Raw genomic sequence first — 20544 nt, 5'->3', positions numbered from 1 at the left:
TTTAAAAAGACGTGGGAGATGATTGAACTCCAATTCTTATTTATTTTTTAAATTTTTAGTTCATTCTTTAATATATCAAAAAGGGATGTAAAGATTTAAAGGAATTAAAACACGGAACTTTTTTTAGAATATATTTTTTTTAAATATCTTTTTAAAATATAAATATATCTTTAAAGGGAATGTTAAAAAAACCATAAAATCAGAAATAAATTTTAAAGAAGGGTTAATTTGCTCAAATAAATATTATACTTGCTTTTTTACAGATTCTATACTGATTATATTCTCTTCACTGATTCTATCCTCCACTAAACCCTTTGTACCATCAAAACTTCCTTCAGATTCAAGTTTTATAGTGGATGCCATGGATGCAAATATTCCGCACGTTTCAGGGTTTGAGGTTTCCATCCTTTTAGTTGCATAGGCGGCCATGTAAGTATCACCCAAACCTGTAGGATCTACCCTTTGCTTGTGGGGAAATGCAGGAATTTTATAGGTACCTTGAGTTTTTACTGAATATATGATGGATCCCCTATTCCCCATGGTGATTACAACTTCATTTGGTCCAAAGTTACCGATGGTTCTTGCAACAGACTCGAGTTTGTGGATGTGTGTGCCCAGCACCACCCTTGCCTCCACCTCATCAAGGAACACAACATCAAAGAACTTTAAAAATCTTTTAAATTCACCCCAAGGTTTTAAGATAACTTTATTTTCTTTTATATGCCTTAAATATCCCTGTATACCTGCATAAATTGGAACATCGAAACTGGAAAGATATTCAACAGTTTCAAGGGGCACATCGAAGGGTGTGAGTGGAGATATTAAAAATGCGTCGAATCCTTTAAGATCGATTTTGCTGAGGTTTTCAGGTTTTATTGGGTTTTGAGTGATGTGTGCATTTTGGATCCTGTGATTGGGATCATGGTTTGGGTATATGTTCTCGAACTTCAGTGTTTTATCAACGAAAACAGGTTGAAAGGTTACATCATCTGGAAAAGATTCAAGGAGGTGTTCATCCTCCTCTGCAAAGGTTACAACTGCAGTTGTGTCCACTCCCATTCGAGATAGAACTGCTGCCTGATAATAAACAGCCCCTCCTGTTGATTGGTAGGTCTTTTTGTCACGGACTATGGTATCCATGGTTAATGGACCTACAATGAGAAATTTCGACATTTTAATCTTCTCCTTTTTTTGAACTTAAAACATGGACCTTATTCTACCAGAGTGGAGTGCAGAACCAACAAGGAACTTATGAACACCTTTACCTGAGAGTTCTTCAATATTCTCCTCAAGGATACCGCCACCCATAATTATTGAGGATTTAAATGCTTCAAACTTATTAATAATGGCGTTATTAACACCACTTTCAGTTCCAACCCGAGATATATCAAGTAAAATGATTTCAGGAGGTTTTAAATCTTTTATTTTATTAACAAGAGTATTCAGATCCGTGTCCATATCCCTTGCCAGAAGTTCGTTGTTCTTTATGTCTATGCTCAGAACCAGTTCATCTCTCTTGAAGGATTTAAATATCTCATCAAGACTTTTAAGAGTTTTAAGTGTTTCTGTTGCAATAATAACCTTATCTGCAAATTTTAAAAACTTTTCAACCCTTTGAACATTGTTAGCACCCGCGTCCAGCATAACAGGAATTATTTCATTGACCTTCTTCACGATTTGGAGGTTAGATCCCTCTCCTTCAATGGAGTCCAGGTCTGCTATGTACATACGCTTTGCTCCTGCAGCTTTTAAGGATTTTGCAATCTCCACTGCATCAGAAGATTGTGAAAAAATTGTTTTAAGAGGTTTATAAGTTTCTCTCATTCCAGATTTACCTGAAACTGCTTCACCATTTTTTAGATCGATAACTGGTATTATCATTGAGTAACATCCCGTTTAGTAAAATCATAATATTGAATAAAATAACCTGTTTTTGATTTTTTAGTTAATTAAATTTTGGTTAATTCACTTGATTCATTAAATGAATATCAATGAACCGATTGCAAGGATATACTACAATAATGAGTTAGCCGGATTAACAAAGGACACTATTAATTACACTTCTTAATATAAAAAGGAGGATAAAGATCGTTTGAAAAAATCAAAAATCTGTTGTTCGGAATATAATTCCTTAGCTTGATTGTATGTTATAGAGTATCCTCTGAAGGAAACATTTGAGCGAAAGAGTGTTTGGATACTCTATAAACCAAGCCGGTTGGATCCATGTTGGGTAAAATTTTACTTATCAGATAGCTGAGGAAGTCCTAATTCCTAACATGGACAACCTAAAGAATGATTGTTCAGCCCACTATAAATACTTTTATGCTAAAATGTATTACTTATCCTCTGTTGAAGATTGGATTTGTAATAATGAAGTTTTCAATGAAAAAAAGCTGGAATTTTAGAGGTATTTTGGGGAGGAAATATTTTTGAAAGGACTTCCCTTAAACTCATGTTCTGTATTTATCATCCAAGAACTTACCGAGTTCCTCCAGTGCATGATCAACAGCTTCCTGGGCCATTTCATTACTTGCATTTGAGAGTTCATCGAAAACGATGTGAACCTCGACGTCAACGTTGAGTTCATCTTCATAATCCATTTCAACATCTACGTTGAAGTCCATGACCTCTTTTTTAGATATTTTTTTAAAAATAAAGTTTTCTGCGGCTGAAGATGTGAATTCTGAGATTGTATCCAGATCTTCACTGCTCAGCCTTTTGAGTTTACTCAAGAAACTAACTCCTTAAATGAATTTAGATAGATCATGAAGGATTTAGGAAATTCCTGCGCCCTGCATTGCTTCCTGAAGGGATGCCTGCATTTCCTGGAGTTTGTTCATGATACGCTCTTCTTGACGTTTCACTGTTTTCTCTCGAAGTTCAAGTGTTTCAACCTTTTCTTCAAGTTCTGCAGTTATTTCGTCTTTTTTAACTTTTACAAGAAGATTTCCTGCGGTTTTGTATACGTCGCTGTCATCTTCAACCTTTTTCAGTTCGTCAAGTGCTTTTTGAGTTTCCTTTATCTGAAGTTCTACACTCTGTTTCTGCATTGAAATTGCCTGTGCCTGCTGCTGCACCTGCTGAAATTGAGCTATTTGATGCTGGATGTTTTGTGGAAGTTCCATTTTATCACCTCATAAGAAAAATTATCTTAAATTTTTTTTTAATTTCATTTAAGCCCTTATTTTATGGTTAATTTTGTATGATCATGCAAAACTATCATAAAAAGCTTATTTGGTTTTGATGTATTTTTTAAGTTCTAGAATTTCGTAAGACAGCTTAGTCCATCTCAAGTAAGAGTTCAGAGAGGCACGCAGTGAAGTTGCATCCTCTGCATCTACCTTGATCCTTATGGTGCTGCCTGCAAGATGAACACTTACAGATGCCCTATCTGAGGGAGATGTGCGAATTTCAGGTTCTATTGATTTCAATATTATCTCTGCATCCTCAGGGGTGTCAAATTCCATTTCCAGTTCTGTTTCAACACCTTCAAGGACTTCCACAGTTCCATCTCCCGGTAGGTATGTGTTTACTCATGGAATATTCTCCAATCCTTGATGTATATTTTGGGGCCGGTTATCAATCCTTTGGAATCATAAAATTCCATTATAGCCCTTCTTTCATTGTCTCCTTTCTTAAGAACCAGGACGTTTTCCCGTTTGAGGGTTTCCATACATTTTGGAACACCCAATAATTCTCCTAAAATGTTAAGGTCATCCATCTCAGATTTCAGGGAAAGTTCTTTGATCTTCACCCTGCCCTTGGAATTTGTGATGGATACTGTAACATCCATAGAAAGGACAATATCCCCTTTTTCATTGTAAAAATCTATCTTAGAAGGGTTACCCTTGGTCTCGGAGATCACTGCAGTTTTGTCAAATCCCAACTGCGAAGATTTTAACAAAACATTACGCAGGCTCATCTTCCCCCTGTTAGTGTATTCCGAGTTTATAACTCTATCTAAACTTTTACAGAAGGATCTTGTTCTCTGAGAAGGCTTCCTAGATGTGGTTATTAACATGGGATACCCTATCAGTTCCATATTGAAAATAGTAAAAAACTACCTTCAAAGATTATCTTGCTTTTATCGTCCTTTTCACAGGAGGTATTACTTTGAAAAGTATCCTGTACCTGCAACTTGGACATTTGGACTCTGTGTATCCTTTAATATCTACTAAAGTACCACATTTTCCACATTTATACAATTATAAGCCTCCAACTATCCTCTTTATGTTCCTGGTAGCTGTTCTTCCCATTGGAGTTGATGGAAGGTATGCTCCACCAGTGAATACTGCACCACATTTCCTGCATTTCCATATTCCTGCTGAAACCCTTTTTACACCAGGTCTGTCACATTGAGGGCAAACATGATTCTTTTTCATGCTTTCTTCTACTGATTTAACGGATCTTTTTGCTTTCCTTCCGTATCTTGCACCGAATCTTCCGGTTATTCCTACTTTCTTAGTTCTTGCCATTATATCACCTTTAAATTTGATTTTTTGAATTTTTGATAGGTCGCCATGAATGAATCACTGGCCCTGATCTTACCCAGAACTTTAATAATTACCATAATAACATTAATATTCATTAAAATTCATGGCATAAATAGAATTATTATAGATATTAGTGTCAGGGGTTATTAAAACTGTTGTTGAACTATTATAGTATCAAGTCATACCTTAAATAGACATGGGTAAAGAAAAGATTGATCCGGATTTTTAATCCAGATACTCTCTAAGCTCAGCAGTTTTTTCCCTTGCAATAGAGACTGCTTTAAGGATTTCTTCTCTTTTGAACGGTTTTTCTCCACCCTTCTGCATTGCACATATACTACCATCAGCCCTTACACCAATTGAAATACGGGCATCCATTATGTCTTCTTCTTCAAGGGATGGATCTATGAGTAATTCATCACCTATCTTTGCGAAGGTGCACATCAAAGCTTTTTCATTGATTGGTAATGGAACTGTGTTTTCAGTGTCAAGGACAACTTCACCATCTTCAACCCTTGTCTGTGGTATTCTGGTGTTTAAGAGTGCTGCAACACTTCCAAGAACTGCTGCATCCATGAGGTTGCCGTCGTAGTCAATTATGTGAAGATCCAGAAAGATCATCCACACCTTTTTCCCTTCAATTATACAGAGTTTTTCAAGGTCGATGATTTTTCCTTCCCTAATACAGCGGTCTGTAACCCTTGCAAGTTCAACAGAACGTTCATCAGGTGGTCCTGGTTCGAAATTTGGTGCTGCCATGGGTAGTAACTCAGAATTCGTCATTAAAACACCCATACCGGGTGTGTCTGAGAATGGTTCGGCTATCTGAGGTTTTGCACCCACCACTATCTGGGTTTTTCCTAGTTTAACCCTGGCAGAACCCTCTGCTTTAGTGATGATACCAGTTTCAAGGGATACTTCACGATATTCATCAAAAGCTCTCCCATCTGTTCTTTCTCCCTCTTTAACAAGATTTGTAATGCTTTCCTTTATTATTTCAGGAATTATAGTAACCATATTAATCACCATACCTGTTTATTATGGCCTGCTTCTGTGCCTCACCTAATTTTTTGCATCCATCCATTGCAAGATCAATGGCCTTTTCAAATTCATCACCTGTGAGATGGCCATCCATCTGAAGAAGTGTAATATCACCGGTTCTTGGCATCATAGCTACTGGAAGGTCTGCCTCACCTTCTTTATCCTCAAGCTCTGAAAGATCCAATACAACCTGACCATTGGATTTTCCAGCTGCACATGCCACAACCATGTCCCTCATGGGTATACCTGCATCTGCAAGTGCAACTGACGCAGCAGTTATACCAGCACATCTTGTTCCTCCTTCAGCCTCTATCACCTCGATGAAGACATCTATGGTTGATCTTGGAAACTTCTCAAGAAAAACTGCAGGTGTTAGTGCTTCAGAGGTTATCTTTGATATCTCAACTGATCTGCGATCTGGTCCGGGTCTTTTACGGTCGTCCACTGAAAAGGGAGCCATGTTGTATTTACACCTTAAAACCGCCTTGTTTGGCTGCATCAATCTCCTTATGTGGAGTTCTCTTGGCCCATATACAGCCACAAGGACTTTGTTACCTCCAATTTCAAGGTAAGCTGAACCATCAGCCCTTTCAAGTACTCCTGCTTCTATTTTGAATGGTCTTAATTCATCAAAAGCTCTTCCATCAGCCCTTGCACTGGTTTCTGTACCTGTGCTTAAATTACTATCTGCCATAATAATAATCACCCCTTTACTGGATCAATTCCTCTCCATTTTCTTCTTCCTCTTCAGGAGCATCTTCTTCGGAACTGTCCTCATGTTCTGAAGCCTTTTTATCTGCTTCAAAACTTTCTTCATCTTCTGAAGTTTCTTTACCAAGAAGTTCTGAAAGCATTTCCCTCACCCGATCTGTCAATCCTGAGGTGTGAGCCTGCTCCTCGATCATCTTTATAACCTTCTCAGCAACTCGTTCCATGGAAGGTTCCCCTTTAACCCACACAACTCCGTTCTGTCCTACAACAACATCACAGTGGGTTTCATCTTTTATCATGTTTATCATGGAACCTTTTTTACCTATGAGCCTTGGTACCTTGGTTGGGGTGATGTTTATGAGAATTCCTCCCCTGAATTTTCCAAGACCTCGTCCTTTAAGGCCGAGTTTAACTTTTTTGACCTCATCAACATCCACTACCCTTAAAAATAGAACGTCTCCAACATCAAAGGTTTTGTTAAGTTCCCTTTTCTCCTTTCCAAAAACATCTGAAGCTGGTAAAAATCCAGAGTAGGGAGAGTTTATATCCAGATTCCACATGGAAAATCTTATGTCTGTGATTTCCCCAATGACAACATCACCCCGTCTTGGAATGTACTTGCTCTGTAGAGGTATTACACTTATTTTTTTGTCTCTTATGGCCACAAGACCTACAAGGGATGAGCATATTTTGTTATCTTCCCTGAAAGTCCCTCTTCCTGCGTGATATTCTTCATCTGCAAGAACATCACCTGGAATCACTATTTCCTTATCATCTACAAATATCACATTCTGCCTCCTTTACATGGAATGCCAAAAAATAAGAATTATAGATGGTTTACCTGAATAAACATCTAAATCATTTGATCAGCTTTGTTTCCACCTGTCCATGCGTAAGTTCGCTCATCTTAGTGTAGAAACTGTCCTGCAGTCCTCCAGGTATTTCGATGACTGCTACCCATGAGCCATCCTGCTGCCATTCCTCATTTTTTATGGTGCCAAATTCAGATACTGCTCCATAGGCCTTGCCTGTGAAGTCTCCAGGTATTTTCACTGCAACCTTCACCTTCTCAAACCGTATGGGTATCTTGGTACGTATGGCTTTGAGAACTGTTTTAACCTGTTCATCAACGCTTTTGAATGGATCAACATGGATCTTGCATTCTTCCATTGCTATTTCTATCCTTCTTGCAGGGTGTGGAAGTTTCGTCTGGGGGTTTATTGATTCTCGGGTTATGGTTGCAACGATCATCTTTCGCTTCTCTTCCTGCATTTCCTTACGTTGCTGGGCAGTTAACTGCACATGTCCCTTTTTGATTATGGTTGGAGCAGCTTCTATAGGATCAACGGTGCTGAAGGCCTTCATCATGGCCTCTTCAGAAGCTTTATCCCCCTTCCTTGCATCTTTAAATACTTCCTCAACTGCAAGTACGTCTTCGATCTTTATGTCTTCGCCTCTTTTAAAGTCCGATGCAAGATCTGGGTCTACAAGGATCTCAAAATGTTCTCCGTAGTACTCCAAACGGGCTATAACTGCATCTTCAAGAGTAACCATAATTTATTCCTCTTCTTCTTCCTTAGATTTTCGGATGAGGAGTTCTTCAACATGATCTGCTATGTCATCGTCTGGGAGTTTTTTGAATTTTTTGTCCTTGGCTTCGATGAGGGCAATTTCAACGCTTTCCGGGGTTGTTTTACCTTCAGTTGCCTCGTAAACAGCGTCCAGTGCCAGTTCAATGGCTTCTGTGAGTTTTATATCTTCATGATACTTCTTCTCAAACTCATCCATTGCCACTTGCCTTCCAGCACCAATTGCAGTTGCCTTGTATTCAATCAAAGCACCACTTGGGTCTGTTTCAAAGAGTCTGCACCCGGAATCATTAACTCCACCAATTATAAGGGCCGATCCGAATGGCCTGACCCCTCCATGCTGGGTGTACATCTGTTTCATGTCGCAGATTTTCTTTGCAAGACCTTCCACCCTTATTGGTTCGTTGTAGGTTATTTTGTTGATCTGTGATTCCATCCTGGCTTTTTCAATGAGGGATCTTGCATCTGCCACCAGTCCAGAGGTTGCAGCTCCTATGTGGTCGTCTATCTGGAATATTTTTTCTATTGATTTAGGTTCCACAAGTTTACTTGTTGGCCTTTTATCAACCACAAGTACTATTCCCTCGCTTGATTTAACACCTAATGAAGTTGTACCTCTCTTTACAGCTTCTCTTGCATATTCAACCTGAAATAGTCTTCCATCTGGACTAAATACTGTTATAGCCCTATCATATCCTGCTCCTGGAAACGGTTGCATATAAATACCTCTCTATCTTTTTCTCAAATTAGAAATGAAATTCAATCTGACTGCGGCCATTACCAAATTCACCACATCAAATCCATCTACATAAAAAAACAAGGATTTGAAGTCATAGCCACGTTTTTATTCTCAGATCGTCTGTACTTATGCACATTTTATAAAATGTATTTGAATATTTATTTCAAACTAATTAATCATCTTATTTTCATGGTTTAATAAACTTTTTTATTGCAGATTTAATTGTCCCTGAAATTCCAAGGGTGTGAAAAACAACTCTTCGACCTTTAAACCGGGTTATGGTCGGGATTATTGCCATGACAGATTCCAGTTCATCACGGTTGCATCGGAAGATGCCCTTCATAACAGTTTCATCCGGAGTTGAGTGACATTTCCAGAGTTTAACAAGCCACAAATCAAAGCGGCTGGTACCACATGCCCCGTAGAGATCCTGTGAAGCTTCACCAATGATGAATATCACATCTTCACGTCTTAAGGGTATTTGGGATATCAACTCAAATGTAACGTACCTTTTCTTTACACGGAGAGTCGGTGGGAGTATTTTAAGCTTCATTTAATCATCTTACAACATATTTATCTAATATCTGTTTATCTAACATCTAACTATTCATCCACTAAATTAAATACTAGTTATCTGATATATGCCTGAGAAAGAATTACGAATCAACTTCAATTACTAAGGAATTAAGATTATACAGAATATAATATTTAATCCTTGACGTAATCCTTGATGATACCACGGAATGAGAATATAACAGATAGTACGTTTGAATCTTCTTAATTTATTAATTTAAACCGTGAAACATGGACGTTATTCATGTAGAAATCGTTCGCACACCCTCAACAACAACACTGCTTCTTAATTCATCCCTTTTTATTATTTCCTGAGGAGTCTTGGATATTGTTTCAACTGCCTCTTCCCTGGTCAATCCGAAGCATCTCGAAAGTGCAGTTACATCTTGAGGAGTTCTGAGGTCGTAAATCGATGCTGCAGCAGACGTGGTCATGATTGGAAAGTTGAACTTTCTTTGAAGTTTCACGATCTGCTGGAACTGATTTAAAACCCGGTACCTGTTTCTGGGATTTGTTTTGAGAAGATATTTAAGGTTTATCTCAACAGCAACACTGTTTTCTGCAGCCTTCTTTGCAAGGACGTGGTTCATTCCACTGTCTCTACGATTCTTGTAGGGTTGGGACAACACATCAATGCGAGGATCTTCACATGCAGCCCTGTTTATCTTCAGATCGCCTCCCTTAACCATGACAACATCCGCCTTTTTGCGGAACTTTTGAACCTTTCGTTTAAGGTCTTCAGGGTTTTTTGGGGTGATCTCAACGCCACTGTAGATCATGAAACTTCTGTCTTGGGACTTTTCATTGAATTCTTCTTTTAACTCCATGAGATGATTCAAAAATTCTTTGTTGTAATCATCCATATACTTTACAACTGCTACTCCAGAATAACCCAACCTCTCTGCTTCCATGAGGAGTTTTCTACCGCCGTGGAAGTGAAAATCGAAGAACATGTTTTATCACCCAGTATTTTTACGTCTACTCTGGTATTCCACCATACAATCACTGATTTAGGATTTTATTATTAGTTTAGTAAAAAGATTTATTAAGAAATTATTGGAGGAAATAGAGGAAATTATTTTTCATTTTGATTCATGATAAATGGAGGATTACTGAAATACTCGTTAAATTATTAATTTCGTTCAGCATCCTTTATAGGATTATAAATGTTAATTAAGTTATAATTTAAAAGAATTTTGAAATCTAAATTTGATTGAAATTGATAGAATTGATTGAAATACAAATGATTTGAAGTATATAAAAAAATGTTAGATTTCAAACATTTCCCTTGCAAGCTTCAGTGCTATCTCCTTCTTTGCAGGGTAGGCAGCTATCTTTATTTTAACATGGATCGAATCACCATGTTCAACCACCTTCAGATCCCCAAGGTACGCCCTTTGCTTGTCGAATCTTAAAAATAGATTTCCATTATCATCTATTTTATTTTCCAGTTGATGTGAAATCCTTTTCTTATCAGGAACAGGCAGTTCATTTAAAATCTTGACAAAATTCCGTGTTTCCCTTTTTTTGGTGATCTTGTCGCTTAAAATTAAAACAGAATTTTTATAGTAACCCTCTGTGAGCTCACTTTGGGGTGAAGAAGAAGGAAAAAGGGTTTTAATACCTGTTTCCACTTTTTCCTGGTTTTCTGTTCCATAAACAAATGCTCTGTATGAGATGTTATGGATCATTGATTACCTTGCCTTCTCTGAACCTTTTCCTTTAACTCGGAGTCCCCTTGTCTTTTTACCCTCACTTGTAAGGCCTCTGAACACACGACTTGTGTGCTGTTTCTCACAGATCCAGTTGATCTTTGGATCGTTTTTGATTGAAGGACTGTTTGGGTCAACAAGGATTACTTCGAAGAATTTGAATTTTCCATCTTCCCATACCCAGTATGAGTTAAGAACTTCAAGGTTAGGGTATTTTCTTGCAACCCTCTCTTCTGCAATTCTTTTGATGGATTTTTTAGGGGTTATTTTGTTAACACCCATTCTTTTAGGCTTCCTACCTGCTGTGAATCTTGTTTTTCGCCTTCCACCTCTGCGGACTCGAATTCTTGCAACTACGTATCCTTTTTTGGCTTTGTAGCCTAAGGATCGTGCTCTGTCGATTCTGGTAGGTTTGTCTATCCTCTTGATTACACTTTCTTTTCTCCAGACTGGAACTCTTTCACGCATTAGTTCCTTGACGTAGGAGTCATCTGGGTTTTTCCATGCATCTCTTATATATTTGTACATTAAATACACCTCTTTTGTTCAGCTTTCGCCACATCCAGGGATTATTCGTCCCAAAATAGGTTTGACATCCTAAGATATCAATTGTTGAATACAATCTTAATTGATCAAAGATGATCCTAAAATCATATTTCCATATCACCAAAATAAGCGATGATCACTATTGGTTAATTCCTATTTAAAAAGTTTTACCCTTCAAATTCAGGGTACATTACTATCTTGAAAAGGGATTATTTAAATTAACCGAAAATATTCAAGGAAACTTCAAAAATTAAAAAGAAGAAAGGTGGTGTCCATTAGTCTGACACTTTGTAAAGTATTCTTACAGCCTTCGTGAATGCAGGTTTTCCAGCTGTAAGGAGCACAACCCTTAAAACATCCATTATTTCATCTTTGGTTATGTCAAGCTCCTTCATACCGCTTAAAATTTGTTTTTTAATAGCTCTGTCATCAGAAGCAGCTGCAGTTATGGCTATTGCCATTAACTTCTGTGTTTTGTAGTCTAGAACCTTTCCAGTGTAACAGGTATCGTTCAATGTAACACTGAGGTCGTAAAGATCCGGGTAGTCCTCTTTAAGATGGCTCATTCCTTTACTAAAAAATACTTCATCTTTCACTTAAAAGACCTCCAAAAAACTCTTAGTTAACACACATTATGTAACATACTTTATGATCTTCAGAGGATATAAGTTTAACTTGAATCCATAAAATGTCTATTAAATTATTTTAATGCCAAAAAAATCTTTACAAATATTTTTTTTATAATAATTTAAACCCTTTAATAGTTTAAATTCTTTTAAATGTTGAATTTTTAAAATTTAATCGTTAAATTATTAAATCTTTAAATTACTATTTTTTTAAAAAAATATAAATTAAAATATAAGAAATAAATTTAAGGCTTCTTTTTAAGTCTTTACATCCTCAACTCTGAGTAGGGCTGAGCAAAATCTTAAAGAGCCCCTTTGTTCTCTCTTCCTTCCCTCATACCAGTTCCTGCTTCACGGCGCATTTTATCTGGTTTGAAGAGCATTTTAACAACGTTGTCTGCATGTTCACGTGCACGGTTCTCTGCAAGTTGTTTAAGATCCTTTTCATCCAGTCCCTCATCTTCATGGACAAAAACCTCAATTATATGAGTGTTGGTCATGAGCTGGGCATTTATAAGGCCTGTTGATGCTTCGTGGGCACATAGTTTGTCTATCTTTTCAGGGCCGGGCATTCCAAATGCCATGACAAGTTCACAACCCTCCTCTTCTATGAGCTTTTTGGATGCCACTGGAAGGTCCTTCACACCCGGCACAGTGCACCTTATGAAGTTTATGTTACCGATCTGACCCTTTATCTGGTCAAGTGCAGCTCCTGCCATGTCAAAACGTGCAAATGTAGTGTCACAGATTCCTATTTTCATTTTATCACCAGATTTGAATGAATATTTTCTAAATATTTTAAAAAATGGTATCGTATCAGCTTTAGTTTAAAATTTTCTTAAATTTCTTAAATCCATTTTTTTTCTTTAACCTAATTTATGAACAGGTCTATAAAATATATTTTGAAAATATTTGAAATTAAGTGAACTCAACCACAAACTTAATTCGAAAAGAACCTGCTTTAAATCCACTTTAAAATAAGTTTAAAATAAAATCTGTAAAAAAATAAGAAATAAAAAAATATTTTAAGGTAGTTTCATGATTTAAAAGATTTTAAAATTCCAAATGAACTTTTAAATTCCAAAGGACTTCTTCAGAAGTTCAACGTTCACTGCTCCTGCACGGAACATTTCTCCAGTTCTAAGGTCGTTTATAACAACTTCTGCAGGTGCAAACATTCCTTTGTCTATTTTGTAGAAGTCGAATCCAGCTTCTTTGAAGACATCGTAGAATGGTTTACCGAATCCATCTGAGGATGCAGATGGTAGTTGGTCTGCAACTGATTTTATGTCATCTCCCTCTTCGGATTCTATGTAGTAGTAGGTTCTGCCCCCAAATAGAACTGCGTCGTTGGTTTTACCCATTGCTTTGAGTCCGTCTGGGTCAACTGGTGCTATTGGTGCTATACCTGCTGCATGTTTAACCTTTGTGACGTCGAATTTGAGGAATTCAAGCATCTTGTAGGTTCCGTTTTCAACTACCCTTCCAGCTATTTGGATTGAACCAACAAGGGAGGATGTTGGTGCTACAAGTAGGTAAACGTTTTCTGGTGAAACACCGCAGTCTGATGCTATTGATTCTGCAACGTCTGCTCCAGGTAATTTGTCAGCTTCAAGTGTTAATATTGCAATGTCTGCATCGTCTTTGTATCCTATTTCTTCATAGGTTTCTGCAGGTTTGAGTGCAAGGGCCCTTGCAGGTCCGGATCCAAGTGCAAAGAAGTCTCCCACACTGACTGACCATCCTGCTTTCTGTGCTCCGAGTGTTGATATTGCAGGGAAGTCTGTTTTTATCTTAACGGAGGGTATTGCAAAGTTCTCTGAAAGGTCGCCTGGTATGGATATTCCAACCTCTGCCAGTCCACCAAGGCAGATCTTGGTGTAAAGTTCTCCTGCTTTAAAGCTTCCTGCAACGTTCACACCACAGTCAATTACTGTTGCACCGTTATCGAGTTTTGAAACTGCTACGTTGAGTTCCTCTGCATTTTCTATCATCTGATCCAATGTTTTTTTTGCTTCAAGATTGACACTTACCATTGTTTCACCTCATAAATTCAAATTTTTAACATCCTCATAAATTGAACCTTCAATAAAGTGAAGAGTTAAATTCAATTTAATGTTAATTCAGTTTTTTAATTTAATTCAGTTTAATCCAACAAGAGTTTTAAGTTTTTTTATTTTATTTTCAAAACCACGTGAACCAAAATTGAAAATAAAAAAAATCATGTGCATAGCTTAAAAATCTTTTATTAAGAATTTAATTGATTAAAGAATAATTATAAAACGTAAGATTCTATTTTAAATAGTTTATAGATTTAATAATAGATAACAAGAGATTTACCCGTAAGGATATAACGAATCAAATAAATTAAAATCAGACAGAATAACAATTTGAAAATAAAAACAAGTGAAAAGATTGGTATTAAATTAATTTTTAAAATTTAAAACCTTTCTTTAAACCTCTTCCGCCTCTTTGAAGTTCACTTCATAGATATGGGCACTTATCGAATGGATGGTGAGTGTTCCAACCTCAACCCCAATCTCACCTGCTGCATACTGGGCCAGGTGGCTGAGTCCCACTGCATTTGGGAACCAAGCCCCGTAAATATCATGTGATCTCCACAGACCGGTTGTATGAAGCTTGCCGTCGCGTATTTTGAAGTCAACGAGTATCATGCAGGGTACTTCATCGTTTGCGGTGTCTGTTGGAGGGTCCCATGTTATGGATATGGCCCGTCTTGATTCCTTGCAATTTTTGAGTCTGTTTATTGCTTCTTGTATCTGATCTATACCCTGGAAGTGTGCCCTTAACCTGTTGCCGTAGGTGTAAACGAATCCCTGTTTATCATCAGAGAGGAACTGTTCAGCGTATTTATCCAGTTTTTCACCGCTCCAGAAGTATCCTTCAGGTGGTTCTGTGTCAAGGGGGTTTTTAATCATCACCATTGTGTTTAAAATTTCCTTGGTTAATGAGCCGCGTTCATCATTTATTTCAACACCTTTCTTCACTATAGTTTTTACAAGGGCTTTCCAGCCTTCCTTTATGGTTGGTACCTTCTTCAGGATAGCCATCCTACCGCCTCCGTCATTGCTTTGAGTTTTGAGAATGCAGCTTCTTTTGGAAGCATTTTCATTCCACAGTCAGGGTCAATTATAATGTTATCTTTTCCAACAGCTTCCAAACCCTGTTTTATGAGTTCTGAAACATTTTTGGGATCCTCAACTTCCTTCTTCTTGGTGTCGATACATCCAAAACCTATCTTCTTATCCTTGATGAGACCTTTCTTCGCTGCTTCTTCAAGAACATGAATGTTTCCAGGAATTCCTGCAAATTCACAATCTATTATGTCCACAGGAAATGTTAAAAGCTCCTTAAAAACATCCCTTACGTCTCCACAGACGTGCATTGCTGTTGGGACCTCCAGATCCTTTGTTATGATTTCAACGGCTTCTTTTGCAGTTTTTACATCTGGAAGTCCAGTTGAAAGAAATGGTTCATCAATTTGAATGTAAACTGCTCCTGCTTTTTCTAAAAATTCTGCTTCCTTCTTTAAAGCATGTGCTAAATCAATAACAGCACTATCTTTGCTCTTGTAAAAACCCTCAAGAATTGATGAAAAAACCAGGGTTGAAGGACCGGTTATTATACCTTTAACTCCTTTAACACCATCTTTGATTTTTTTACCTTGATTTGAGCCGTATTCCTTGGAGATGCTTTCAGAAACCTTTACCGCATATTTAAGGTCTTCAGCAGATATGGATACTGGAGAGGGTTTTATTTTCCCAACGATCTTGGGAGTGTTACCTTCAACAGTCATTCCTGGAATGGCCTTTGCAAAGATCTCAACCATACCATCCCTTACCTGTCCATCGGATATAATATCAATTCCTGCTTCTATTTGATCCCGCACAGCACTTTCTATTGCAGGTTTGTATCTATCGTAGATCCCAAAAAAACTCGAAAGTTTTTGAGATAAGGAGGATGGTTCTTCTGGTAACGCTGGATAACTTCCAACAACTGTGGTTAACATTTTCAATCCACTGCAACAGATTTGATCCTTGATAACTCTTCTTCATCAATTGGAATTTCCACAACCGCTGTTCCGTGGCAGGGTTTGGTGTATGGAATCATGACCCTACTATTTTCTTCATCGATTCCTATGGGTACAGGTGGAAGGCCAATTATACGGGCCCCAAGTATTTTTTCTCCAGGATTCACATGGATAACCTTGACTGCTTCTTTTTCAATGAGCTTGGAGCAGTCTTTAAATCCAGACCGTGAAGTCAGTATCCTGTAATCCTCTGATTCCTGCAGGTAGGTTTCAAGACAGAAAGTCATTTTTATTCCTCCAATCCCTTAACAGCCCTATCAAATTTAACTCTGAGGGGTGTTGGGTTATGATAAGCCCTTACAGCTACTATTTTAGCATCGGTATTTTCTGAAACTGCCTTCTGGAATTTTTCAAGAAGATCTGGGTCTTTTTCAAATACCAGTGCAATTGAATCTGTGTTCAATATGTGGTAGAATGTTACGAAGTAAGAAACAGCAGCATCCTTGTGAACGAATCCCACGAGAAGATCGTACTGTTCTGGTTCAAGGTTTTCAAGACATGATTCTATATCTATCTTGTTTTTAACATAGAGTTCTTCTGGATCCGAAACCTCCAGAAGTTTCATTGCAGAGGGTGTACTTGCAACTGTTACTTCATATCCCATCTGCTGGAGTTTATAGGTTGAATAAACTGCCATTGGAGTTTGTGATGGGGCTTCCGGACATCCTAACAATATAAGGGCTTTTTTCATAATTCATCCTCCATTCATCGTATTAATGCATTATCATCTGTATTGTTGAACTCATAATTTTAACGCTGGATCTCTTTTAATGTTCAATCCCGTTTTACAACAAGTACATGTGCAACCACGAGTGCGCTCAGGAACATAAAGGTTAAAAGGGCTGTTCCATTGATTGAACGGTTCATCAAGAATAAACCAACAACCGCCTGGGATATAAAAGCTGTTAAAGAACCTATAAGAAGTGCTTCCCTTCCTAGATAATTTCTGTTACCCTTCTCTCTTTTTTCCCTGTATGCAGCCAGTATCTTGAATCCCACGTACATAACAAAAACGCACCATGCAAGCAGTAGGATCATGACCACGTATCCAAAGTCGTAGGCATATCCAAAGATTCCGGGTAACATATAATCTATTACATCCTTCTTTGTAACGAGTATACCAAAGAAAACAGGAAATGGTAATCCAAATAACATTATCATGTTTATTGGTAGGGATATGTATCCACTGGAACTTCCAGGGTCACTTGCACCCCAATAACTTGACGTTGGTACATGGCCAAAAAGTGTTGTGTTCTTTATAACCAGTTCAACACTTGCAAGTGCGTTGGTTTCAATTCTTTCAAGCCTCAGAAGTGGACTCAGTATTGGCATTGAAAGCAATCTTGAAAGGAGTTCAAGGGATCCAAAACCTGCTAAAACAACTGTAATCCCCAATATCATCCTTTTTATTGTGAAAATCGATTTTTGTCTGAAGGATTTTGAAATGATGAATAATCCTATGACCAATCCTAAAAACCACAGCAGAAGGAAGGATCTGTGCATCAATCCTCCCACAACTGTTATGATAATTGCCATAAGTATTGTGAATCCCTTAAGATTTCTAACCTTTATTCCAACTTGTTGCATCATGGGTAATGCTGCAAGGAGTGTTATAATCGCCAGAATGGCCAGAGATCCATAGGGATGTGTGAATTCGTGGTGGGTCATACCAGGTAAGAAAAGGAAAAGCGCATCTGCACCGAAAAGCAGGGTTAGACCAACACCTAAGATCAAAGCTAAAAAGAGCACTAGGCTAAGTGAAAATGGTATGATGTTTAGAAGCAACATCACCGCAATCTGAATGAAAATTGCCACTTCTAATATGAATTGAAGATTAGTTTGAGCGACTAAAGCCATTTTATTCCTCCATCCCTCTGGACTTAATTGTTATTTTTCATATTATCTATTATCATTAAATTTCAGTAGAATCTAAGTGAAATATTGGTTTTATATTGTTTTATGTGTGATTAATAGAAAGTTATAGTTTCTATTTCTATTTAAAATAAAAGATTTTACGTGTATAATCTGATCAATTTGGGATATGAATCTTATCGATATAAATTTAATCATCTTCTTTTAACATCTTCTTAAACATTAGATCAAGCATTGAAGATTGATCTCAAACCATCTTAAAAAAAACCACCTTGTGATCTCCAGGGCCACTGTAATCCCTTGCAACCTTCAGCCCATTGATGTTCATTGTTTGATCAGTTTCATACTCAGTAAAGCCCAAATCCTTGTAAAATGAGATTGCAACCTTGTTTCTTGGATTGGTTACAAGAAAAACCCTCCTACAGCCAGCAGCCTTCAAAACTTCAAATAAGTTCTTAAGAAGACATGAAGCAAGTCCTTCCTTTTTAAAACCTGGTTTTACACATAGTAAATGTATGTATGCTTCATTGATATTTTCCTGTGAGATAAATCCAAGTAAAAAGCCCATTATTCCCTTTCCATGGTCTTCAACTACAAAGGATGTTCTTTTAAAGAACTTTGTGAACAAATGGTAAACTGAATTTTTTTCTGTTATCATTGGGCTGCACTTTCCTGCAAGCTCAGCTATCTGGATCAGGTCTTCCTCTTCCAAATTTCTTATTCGAATATTCTTCATGATCGTCCCCCATGAACTCCAAAAAAATAACATTAACTTTAAACATTAACTTTAAATATCAAGAAATTAAATCCATTTATACGGGCTGGTAGCTCAGGCGGTAGAGCGTCGCCTTGGCATGGCGGAGGCCCCGGGTTCAAATCCCGGCCAGTCCATCTATTTTAAATGATTTAAAGGATATTTAAAGCAATTATTCTCCCGTTATTTTATGAATGTCTTGAACTGTGTAATTCTAAAAATTTTAATGGCTTGTTTTGAGGATTTGAAAAGGTTCAAAGATTTAAGTTGATCAAATTTTCAAGTTAATTTGATCTTAAACCTTCAATTCTTTCATGAACTTTTCTATAGTGTTTATAATTTCATCAAGCCCCTGACCTGTTTTTAAACTGCTTTTTATAACCACAGCTTCAGGGTTTAATTCTTTAACATCGACAACCATTTTGTCCTGGTCTGCTCCAACTGCATCTGCAATATCCACCTTGTTTATGACGACCATGTCTGCATCCTTGAATATGAGCGGGTGTTTTTCAACTGTGTCGTCTCCCTCACTCACGCTTATAACTACCATTCTTATGTGTGATCCAAGGTCGAAGTCTACTGGACATATCAGGTTTCCAACGTTCTCTATGAATAGTAAGTCTATATCTTCAAGTGGAAGGTCTGGAAGGGCATGTTCAACAAGATGAGCATCTAAATGACATTCTTTACCAGTATTCAGCCCAACAACTGGCACTCCATATTTTTCTATTCTTTGAGCATCGAATTTGCTTATGACATCCCCTGCTATAACACCTATCTTCTGATCCATCTTCTGAACCAGTGTTTCAAGGAGGGAAGTTTTTCCAGAACCTATGGCTCCTAAAACATCTATTGAAAATGTATCTGCTTTATCGAATATGCGCTGGTTTCTCTTTGCAAGTTTTTTGTTTGCAACCATAATGTCGTGCTGTATCTCAATATCTGCAACTTTATGCATCTTAATCACTCTTTTTACAATGAATATTTGGTCCTTTATTAAATTAGATTAAATTTTTATATTGAATTGAAAAATGAATCCCACTTAAATCAATTATTAATAAAGATCTCTTGTTCTATTTATAATTTATAATTACGATTTTAATGTATTTACAACTTGAAGTTTCTAATTTTTGATCTTGAAGACTGAAATTTTCAATCACTCTCAATCATCTTCTTTTTCTATTTTAATATTTTTAACGTTGCATTCCCTACCTGCAGTTATCTCAAGATCCCTTTCATTACATTCTGGACATTTAACAATTGCCAGGTAATGATCAGAATCATCCATATTTGCAGGTCCAGTGTAATCACATGCATTACATTCAATTTCAACTGGAACTTCTTCTATGTTAATAGTTGCATTTTCAAGTAACGTATTCTCAACTAAAACATCTAAAAGGAATTTGAGCTGCTCCGGATTGAGCATTGTAAGTTTTCCAACTTCTATGGTAGCTTCAAGTACTTCTGTAGCATCGTTCTTCTCTGCAACGTCCAGAATTGTCTTAACCATAGCGTCAGCCATTGAAAGTTCATGCATAGTGCCACCTCATTTATCATGATTTTTTTTTGATCTATAATCTCTATAAGTAGTGATCCTGATCCTAGATAATCCTAGTATTAGAGGAATCTCATTAATAAATTTAACAAATCTTAAAAAAAATGATGTATCTTTTAAAGGAATTAAATGTACCTGACGATTGATTCGCAAGATGTTGAAGATTAAAATTTCTAATATAAAGATTCCCATCAGATTGTATATTGGTTTAGAATTTTTAAC

28 protein-coding genes and 1 tRNA gene are annotated in these 20544 nt (G+C 37.1%); 1 reads left to right on the top strand and 28 read right to left on the bottom strand.

Going from position 1 to position 20544, the window contains the following annotated elements:
• Positions 1–243 precede the first annotated feature (243 nt).
• The 26 genes from MCBB_RS02375 to MCBB_RS02250 all read right to left on the bottom strand — a co-directional run bounded on the left by MCBB_RS02375 (position 244) and on the right by MCBB_RS02250 (position 18749).
• Positions 244–1173 (bottom strand): PfkB family carbohydrate kinase, encoded by a 930-nt coding sequence (locus MCBB_RS02375; protein ID WP_071906226.1) that lies wholly within the window; start codon positions 1171–1173, stop codon positions 244–246.
• Between the two features lie 24 nt (positions 1174–1197).
• Complete coding sequence (locus tag MCBB_RS02370) at positions 1198–1881, bottom strand: HisA/HisF family protein (protein WP_071906223.1); 684 nt, start codon at positions 1879–1881, stop codon at positions 1198–1200.
• Positions 1882–2450: 569 nt separating this feature from the next.
• A complete protein-coding gene (locus MCBB_RS02365) occupies positions 2451–2732 on the bottom strand; it encodes a DUF3194 domain-containing protein (protein WP_071906220.1) in 282 nt (93 codons plus the stop codon).
• A 42-nt stretch (positions 2733–2774) separates the two neighbouring features.
• The gene (locus MCBB_RS02360; RefSeq protein WP_071906218.1) at positions 2775–3125 is read right to left on the bottom strand and encodes a prefoldin subunit beta; all 351 of its coding nucleotides are present in this window, start codon (positions 3123–3125) and stop codon (positions 2775–2777) included.
• Between the two features lie 105 nt (positions 3126–3230).
• Positions 3231–3503, bottom strand: coding sequence for a KEOPS complex subunit Pcc1 (locus tag MCBB_RS02355; RefSeq protein ID WP_071906216.1), 273 nt, complete (start codon positions 3501–3503; stop codon positions 3231–3233).
• Positions 3504–3529: 26 nt separating this feature from the next.
• The gene (locus MCBB_RS02350) at positions 3530–4021 is read right to left on the bottom strand and encodes a Brix domain-containing protein (RefSeq protein WP_071907959.1); all 492 of its coding nucleotides are present in this window, start codon (positions 4019–4021) and stop codon (positions 3530–3532) included.
• A gap of 52 nt (positions 4022–4073) precedes the next feature.
• Positions 4074–4205, bottom strand: a complete 132-nt coding sequence (locus MCBB_RS02345) for a DNA-directed RNA polymerase subunit P (protein ID WP_071906215.1) — start codon at positions 4203–4205, stop codon at positions 4074–4076.
• Complete coding sequence (gene rpl37A, locus MCBB_RS02340; protein ID WP_071906213.1) at positions 4206–4475, bottom strand: 50S ribosomal protein L37Ae; 270 nt, start codon at positions 4473–4475, stop codon at positions 4206–4208. It lies immediately after the preceding gene.
• A gap of 243 nt (positions 4476–4718) precedes the next feature.
• Positions 4719–5510 (bottom strand): exosome complex protein Rrp42, encoded by a 792-nt coding sequence (gene rrp42 / locus MCBB_RS02335; RefSeq protein ID WP_071906211.1) that lies wholly within the window; start codon positions 5508–5510, stop codon positions 4719–4721.
• Between the two features lies 1 nt (position 5511).
• Positions 5512–6228, bottom strand: a complete 717-nt coding sequence (rrp41, locus tag MCBB_RS02330) for an exosome complex exonuclease Rrp41 (protein ID WP_145975994.1) — start codon at positions 6226–6228, stop codon at positions 5512–5514.
• Positions 6229–6244: 16 nt separating this feature from the next.
• Complete coding sequence (gene rrp4 / locus MCBB_RS02325; RefSeq protein WP_071906206.1) at positions 6245–7033, bottom strand: exosome complex RNA-binding protein Rrp4; 789 nt, start codon at positions 7031–7033, stop codon at positions 6245–6247.
• Positions 7034–7103: 70 nt separating this feature from the next.
• A complete protein-coding gene (locus tag MCBB_RS02320) occupies positions 7104–7799 on the bottom strand; it encodes a ribosome assembly factor SBDS (RefSeq protein ID WP_071906204.1) in 696 nt (231 codons plus the stop codon).
• 3 nt (positions 7800–7802) lie between these two features.
• Entirely contained in the window at positions 7803–8552 is a 750-nt protein-coding gene (gene psmA, locus MCBB_RS02315) for an archaeal proteasome endopeptidase complex subunit alpha (RefSeq protein WP_071906202.1), read from the bottom strand.
• 208 nt (positions 8553–8760) lie between these two features.
• On the bottom strand, positions 8761–9126 hold the full coding sequence (locus tag MCBB_RS02310) for an Rpp14/Pop5 family protein (protein WP_071906199.1): 366 nt from the start codon (positions 9124–9126) through the stop codon (positions 8761–8763).
• A 262-nt stretch (positions 9127–9388) separates the two neighbouring features.
• Positions 9389–10099 (bottom strand): ribonuclease P protein component 3, encoded by a 711-nt coding sequence (gene rnp3, locus MCBB_RS02305; protein WP_071906197.1) that lies wholly within the window; start codon positions 10097–10099, stop codon positions 9389–9391.
• A gap of 315 nt (positions 10100–10414) precedes the next feature.
• Entirely contained in the window at positions 10415–10837 is a 423-nt protein-coding gene (locus tag MCBB_RS02300; RefSeq protein ID WP_071906195.1) for an RNA-binding protein, read from the bottom strand.
• Positions 10838–10840: 3 nt separating this feature from the next.
• Complete coding sequence (locus MCBB_RS02295; protein ID WP_071906193.1) at positions 10841–11386, bottom strand: 50S ribosomal protein L15e; 546 nt, start codon at positions 11384–11386, stop codon at positions 10841–10843.
• Positions 11387–11679: 293 nt separating this feature from the next.
• On the bottom strand, positions 11680–12000 hold the full coding sequence (locus MCBB_RS02290; RefSeq protein WP_071906191.1) for a carboxymuconolactone decarboxylase family protein: 321 nt from the start codon (positions 11998–12000) through the stop codon (positions 11680–11682).
• Between the two features lie 332 nt (positions 12001–12332).
• Positions 12333–12791 (bottom strand): riboflavin synthase, encoded by a 459-nt coding sequence (ribC, locus tag MCBB_RS02285; RefSeq protein ID WP_071906189.1) that lies wholly within the window; start codon positions 12789–12791, stop codon positions 12333–12335.
• A 312-nt stretch (positions 12792–13103) separates the two neighbouring features.
• Positions 13104–14066, bottom strand: a complete 963-nt coding sequence (gene mch / locus MCBB_RS02280; protein ID WP_071906187.1) for a methenyltetrahydromethanopterin cyclohydrolase — start codon at positions 14064–14066, stop codon at positions 13104–13106.
• A gap of 417 nt (positions 14067–14483) precedes the next feature.
• Positions 14484–15101, bottom strand: a complete 618-nt coding sequence (locus MCBB_RS02275) for a thymidylate synthase (RefSeq protein WP_071906185.1) — start codon at positions 15099–15101, stop codon at positions 14484–14486.
• A complete protein-coding gene (locus MCBB_RS02270; protein WP_071906183.1) occupies positions 15089–16060 on the bottom strand; it encodes a methionine synthase in 972 nt (323 codons plus the stop codon). The genes MCBB_RS02275 and MCBB_RS02270 overlap by 13 nt, the downstream gene beginning before the upstream one ends.
• Positions 16061–16062: 2 nt before the next feature.
• Positions 16063–16368 (bottom strand): DUF1894 domain-containing protein, encoded by a 306-nt coding sequence (locus MCBB_RS02265; RefSeq protein ID WP_071906181.1) that lies wholly within the window; start codon positions 16366–16368, stop codon positions 16063–16065.
• A 2-nt stretch (positions 16369–16370) separates the two neighbouring features.
• Positions 16371–16832, bottom strand: coding sequence for a DUF1890 domain-containing protein (locus tag MCBB_RS02260; RefSeq protein ID WP_071906179.1), 462 nt, complete (start codon positions 16830–16832; stop codon positions 16371–16373).
• A gap of 83 nt (positions 16833–16915) precedes the next feature.
• On the bottom strand, positions 16916–17998 hold the full coding sequence (locus MCBB_RS02255; RefSeq protein WP_071906177.1) for a hypothetical protein: 1083 nt from the start codon (positions 17996–17998) through the stop codon (positions 16916–16918).
• A 262-nt stretch (positions 17999–18260) separates the two neighbouring features.
• The gene (locus tag MCBB_RS02250) at positions 18261–18749 is read right to left on the bottom strand and encodes a GNAT family N-acetyltransferase (RefSeq protein WP_071906176.1); all 489 of its coding nucleotides are present in this window, start codon (positions 18747–18749) and stop codon (positions 18261–18263) included.
• Positions 18750–18831: 82 nt separating this feature from the next.
• Here MCBB_RS02250 and MCBB_RS02245 point away from each other — a divergent pair.
• Positions 18832–18904: transfer RNA gene (locus MCBB_RS02245), tRNA-Ala, on the top strand.
• A 158-nt stretch (positions 18905–19062) separates the two neighbouring features.
• Here MCBB_RS02245 and hypB read toward each other — a convergent pair.
• Positions 19063–19725 carry a hydrogenase nickel incorporation protein HypB gene (gene hypB, locus MCBB_RS02240; protein ID WP_071906174.1) on the bottom strand — a complete coding sequence of 221 codons (663 nt, stop codon included), beginning with the start codon at positions 19723–19725 and terminating at the stop codon, positions 19063–19065.
• Positions 19726–19929: 204 nt separating this feature from the next.
• The gene (hypA, locus tag MCBB_RS02235) at positions 19930–20304 is read right to left on the bottom strand and encodes a hydrogenase maturation nickel metallochaperone HypA (RefSeq protein ID WP_071906172.1); all 375 of its coding nucleotides are present in this window, start codon (positions 20302–20304) and stop codon (positions 19930–19932) included.
• Positions 20305–20544: the final 240 nt, after the last annotated feature.

It is taken from the genome of Methanobacterium congolense, assembly GCF_900095295.1.
Lineage (GTDB): Archaea > Methanobacteriota > Methanobacteria > Methanobacteriales > Methanobacteriaceae > Methanobacterium_C > Methanobacterium_C congolense.
The sequence above is the reverse complement of the archived record's forward strand: the minus strand, read 5'-3'. Positions and strand labels throughout refer to the sequence as shown.

Excerpts from the sequence above, each read along its gene's own strand:
- rrp41 (WP_145975994.1), bottom strand. The coding sequence starts at position 6,228 with ATGGCAGATAGTAATTTAAGCACAGGTACAGAAACCAGTGCAAGGGCT.
- rpl37A (WP_071906213.1), bottom strand. The coding sequence starts at position 4,475 with ATGGCAAGAACTAAGAAAGTAGGAATAACCGGAAGATTCGGTGCAAGA.
- MCBB_RS02250 (WP_071906176.1), bottom strand. The coding sequence starts at position 18,749 with ATGAAGAATATTCGAATAAGAAATTTGGAAGAGGAAGACCTGATCCAG.
- MCBB_RS02320 (WP_071906204.1), bottom strand. The coding sequence starts at position 7,799 with ATGGTTACTCTTGAAGATGCAGTTATAGCCCGTTTGGAGTACTACGGA.
- rrp42 (WP_071906211.1), bottom strand. The coding sequence starts at position 5,510 with ATGGTTACTATAATTCCTGAAATAATAAAGGAAAGCATTACAAATCTT.
- rnp3 (WP_071906197.1), bottom strand. The coding sequence starts at position 10,099 with ATGTTCTTCGATTTTCACTTCCACGGCGGTAGAAAACTCCTCATGGAA.
- mch (WP_071906187.1), bottom strand. The coding sequence starts at position 14,066 with ATGGTAAGTGTCAATCTTGAAGCAAAAAAAACATTGGATCAGATGATA.
- MCBB_RS02375 (WP_071906226.1), bottom strand. The coding sequence starts at position 1,173 with ATGTCGAAATTTCTCATTGTAGGTCCATTAACCATGGATACCATAGTC.
- hypB (WP_071906174.1), bottom strand. The coding sequence starts at position 19,725 with ATGCATAAAGTTGCAGATATTGAGATACAGCACGACATTATGGTTGCA.
- MCBB_RS02260 (WP_071906179.1), bottom strand. The coding sequence starts at position 16,832 with ATGAAAAAAGCCCTTATATTGTTAGGATGTCCGGAAGCCCCATCACAA.
- MCBB_RS02360 (WP_071906218.1), bottom strand. The coding sequence starts at position 3,125 with ATGGAACTTCCACAAAACATCCAGCATCAAATAGCTCAATTTCAGCAG.
- MCBB_RS02270 (WP_071906183.1), bottom strand. The coding sequence starts at position 16,060 with ATGTTAACCACAGTTGTTGGAAGTTATCCAGCGTTACCAGAAGAACCA.
- psmA (WP_071906202.1), bottom strand. The coding sequence starts at position 8,552 with ATGCAACCGTTTCCAGGAGCAGGATATGATAGGGCTATAACAGTATTT.
- MCBB_RS02295 (WP_071906193.1), bottom strand. The coding sequence starts at position 11,386 with ATGTACAAATATATAAGAGATGCATGGAAAAACCCAGATGACTCCTAC.
- MCBB_RS02255 (WP_071906177.1), bottom strand. The coding sequence starts at position 17,998 with ATGGCTTTAGTCGCTCAAACTAATCTTCAATTCATATTAGAAGTGGCA.
- MCBB_RS02300 (WP_071906195.1), bottom strand. The coding sequence starts at position 10,837 with ATGATCCATAACATCTCATACAGAGCATTTGTTTATGGAACAGAAAAC.
- MCBB_RS02350 (WP_071907959.1), bottom strand. The coding sequence starts at position 4,021 with ATGTTAATAACCACATCTAGGAAGCCTTCTCAGAGAACAAGATCCTTC.
- MCBB_RS02265 (WP_071906181.1), bottom strand. The coding sequence starts at position 16,368 with ATGACTTTCTGTCTTGAAACCTACCTGCAGGAATCAGAGGATTACAGG.
- MCBB_RS02275 (WP_071906185.1), bottom strand. The coding sequence starts at position 15,101 with ATGGCTATCCTGAAGAAGGTACCAACCATAAAGGAAGGCTGGAAAGCC.
- hypA (WP_071906172.1), bottom strand. The coding sequence starts at position 20,304 with ATGCATGAACTTTCAATGGCTGACGCTATGGTTAAGACAATTCTGGAC.
- MCBB_RS02310 (WP_071906199.1), bottom strand. The coding sequence starts at position 9,126 with ATGAAGCTTAAAATACTCCCACCGACTCTCCGTGTAAAGAAAAGGTAC.
- MCBB_RS02370 (WP_071906223.1), bottom strand. The coding sequence starts at position 1,881 with ATGATAATACCAGTTATCGATCTAAAAAATGGTGAAGCAGTTTCAGGT.
- ribC (WP_071906189.1), bottom strand. The coding sequence starts at position 12,791 with ATGAAAATAGGAATCTGTGACACTACATTTGCACGTTTTGACATGGCA.